Below are 2,204 nucleotides of genomic sequence, written 5' to 3' on the forward strand. Positions count from 1 at the left end.
CCTGCAAGCCGCATCTGATGACCCCGCCCGCTTCGCAGGCGTGCAGGTGCTGGGGGTTGACGAGAGCCATGTGGCATCACCAGGACCGACGCCGACGAGGGCCCCGTGAGCTCACCGGCATCGTGGACCTGACACGAGGGAAGGAACATCCCACGGCAAGGTTGTTGGACCTGGTCCCAGGCAGGTCTGGCACCGTGTACAAGAACTGGCTAGAAGAGCGCGGAGAAGACTTCCGTGCGGGGGTGCGAATCGCGACGCTGGACCCCTTCCAGGGACAGCAAGAACGCCATCGACGATCAACTCCAAGACGCCACCAGCGTCCTGGACGCCTTCCACATCGTCAAGCTCGCTGGCGACGCTCTCGATGAGGTGCGTCGCCGCGTCCAGCAAGACACGACCGGTCACCGTGGACGCAAGGGGGATCCCCTCTATCAAATCCGCAATCTTTTGCGCGCCTCGCGCCACAGGCTCACCCCACGCCAACAAGAACGCCTCCGTGAGGCCTTCGTGGCAGATGAGGCGCATATCAGTGTCGAAGTCGCCTACCGCTGCGCCCAGCAAGTCCGAGACGTCTTCCATCAAGACACACCCGCCCAAGGCCGACGCCTGGCCGCCCATCTCATCGAGAGCCTACCAGCCTGTCCCATCCCCGAAATCGCACGCCTGGGCCGGACCCTACGCAAGTGGAAGGACGCATTCTTGGCCTACTTCGACACCGACGGAGCCAGCAACGGGCCAACAGAAGCCATCAACGGAATCATCGAACTGGGCAGACGCACCGCCAGAGGCTACCGCAACCCCACCAACTACAGACTCCGAATGCTCCTCATCGCAGGAGGCCTAGACGCTTCCACCCACACTCAACTATGAAGAGCCAGTTTGGAGGTTTCCTAGCTCTTCATAATTGGGGGTCTTATTGAGGTTCCAATCCAGCGGTTTCGAGGAGTGCTTGGGTGATGTAGTTGGTGAGGTTTCGCAAGCCCTGGGGCGGAGCCGCGTAGGTGTTCGAGGCGTCAGTTGATGACTTCGGTAGGGCCATTACTGGTGTGGGGGTGGTCGAAGTAGGCCAGGATGTCCCTGGATCGGGGGCGTGTTTAATTGTCTGTGTATCCGTCTTTTGTTTGAAAGGATTGATGCATGATGAATGATGATGATGTTGTTGTGGCTCGCGCTAGTGGGCGTGAGGCCGTGGAGGAGCTTCGCAGCTCTGGTGCGTTGGATGCGTTGTTTGAGCGTCTTGATGCTGGCGAGATCGAGATGACGGGCAGCCAGGTGGGGTTAGGCTTGTGTTGTTGACACTTCGTTAAGCGGGTGTGTGTGCCTGCGGAGAGTGAGGTGCCTGTTATGGGAACTCGTCGTCGTTTTACACCGGAGTATCGTCGTGATGTTGCGTGCCTGGTGTTGGATACAGGGTCTTCGATCGCGTCTGTGGCCCGGGATTTAGGGCTGGGTGAATCGGTGGTGGGCCGGTGGGTCAAACTCGAGCGCGAGCGGCGCCAGGCCGCCGAACAAGGGCGCCCTGATCCACGCGAGATGGAAGCTGAGATCACGGCATTGCGCCGGAGGGTGCGCCAGCTGGAGAAGGAGAACGAGTTCTTGGGAAAAGCCAGCGCCTTCTTCGCCTCCGTGCACCAAAACACCAGCGCTGTGAGCTGATGGATGCGCACAAGGGCTTCCTACTCGATTACCTTGATGGCCAACGTTCTAGGGGTCACGCGCGCGGGCTATTACGCGTGGAAAAACCGTGCACCCCAGCGGGGCAAGCGCGCATCGGCGCGTCGGCGTTTGGATGAGGCGGTGGCCTGGGAACACGAGGTCTCGGGCGGCACCTATGGGCCTCCATGTGTCCGCCATGCTCTGGCGCGCGCGGGTGTGGATGTGGGTGTGCGTGCGGTCGCCGCGTCGATGCGCCGCCAAGGCCTGACAGGCCTGAACACGCACCCACGCCCGTCCAGGCGCGGCGGGCGGGGCCCTGTGGCCCATGAGGACCACTGCGCCCGCCAGTGGGATCAAGGTGCCCTGGACCGGGTGTGGATCACGGACTTTACCTACCTGCGCTGCGCCCAAGGCTGGGTCTACCTGTGCGCCGTGCGCGATGCGCACTCGCGTAGAGTCCTGGGATACGCCATGGGTGAGCAGCAAAGCACCGACCTGGTCATCACCGCGCTCGACATGGCCGCCACCACCCGTGGTGCCTTCCCCGC

Annotated in this window: 4 protein-coding genes and 1 pseudogene; 4 read left to right on the forward strand and 1 reads right to left on the reverse strand. The window is 62.2% G+C overall.

Going from position 1 to position 2,204, the window contains the following annotated elements; translation table 11 throughout:
- The first annotated feature begins 234 nt into the window (after window positions 1-234).
- Complete coding sequence (locus O3669_RS10785) at window positions 235-870, forward strand: transposase (protein WP_371524843.1); 636 nt, start codon at window positions 235-237, stop codon at window positions 868-870.
- 43 nt (window positions 871-913) lie between these two features.
- Here O3669_RS10785 and O3669_RS10790 read toward each other — a convergent pair.
- A pseudogene (locus tag O3669_RS10790) lies at window positions 914-1,085 on the reverse strand (transposase); the annotation flags it as partial.
- 52 nt (window positions 1,086-1,137) lie between these two features.
- Here O3669_RS10790 and O3669_RS10795 point away from each other — a divergent pair.
- From O3669_RS10795 to O3669_RS10805, 3 genes are all read left to right on the forward strand, one after another.
- Complete coding sequence (locus O3669_RS10795; RefSeq protein ID WP_371524845.1) at window positions 1,138-1,296, forward strand: hypothetical protein; 159 nt, start codon at window positions 1,138-1,140, stop codon at window positions 1,294-1,296.
- 48 nt (window positions 1,297-1,344) lie between these two features.
- Window positions 1,345-1,656, forward strand: a complete 312-nt coding sequence (locus tag O3669_RS10800; RefSeq protein ID WP_371524847.1) for a transposase — start codon at window positions 1,345-1,347, stop codon at window positions 1,654-1,656.
- A gap of 318 nt (window positions 1,657-1,974) precedes the next feature.
- The coding region (locus O3669_RS10805) for a DDE-type integrase/transposase/recombinase (protein ID WP_371524849.1) at window positions 1,975-2,204 on the forward strand (230 nt) is incomplete at its 3' end.

Origin of the sequence: Pauljensenia sp. 20925_1_34, from assembly GCF_041432775.1 — a bacterium.
GTDB lineage: Bacteria > Actinomycetota > Actinomycetes > Actinomycetales > Actinomycetaceae > Pauljensenia.

What these genes read in the sequence shown, in the direction of transcription:
- O3669_RS10800 (WP_371524847.1), top strand. Translation starts at nt 1,345, where the DNA reads ATGGGAACTCGTCGTCGTTTTACACCGGAGTATCGTCGTGATGTTGCG.
- O3669_RS10795 (WP_371524845.1), top strand. Translation starts at nt 1,138, where the DNA reads ATGATGAATGATGATGATGTTGTTGTGGCTCGCGCTAGTGGGCGTGAG.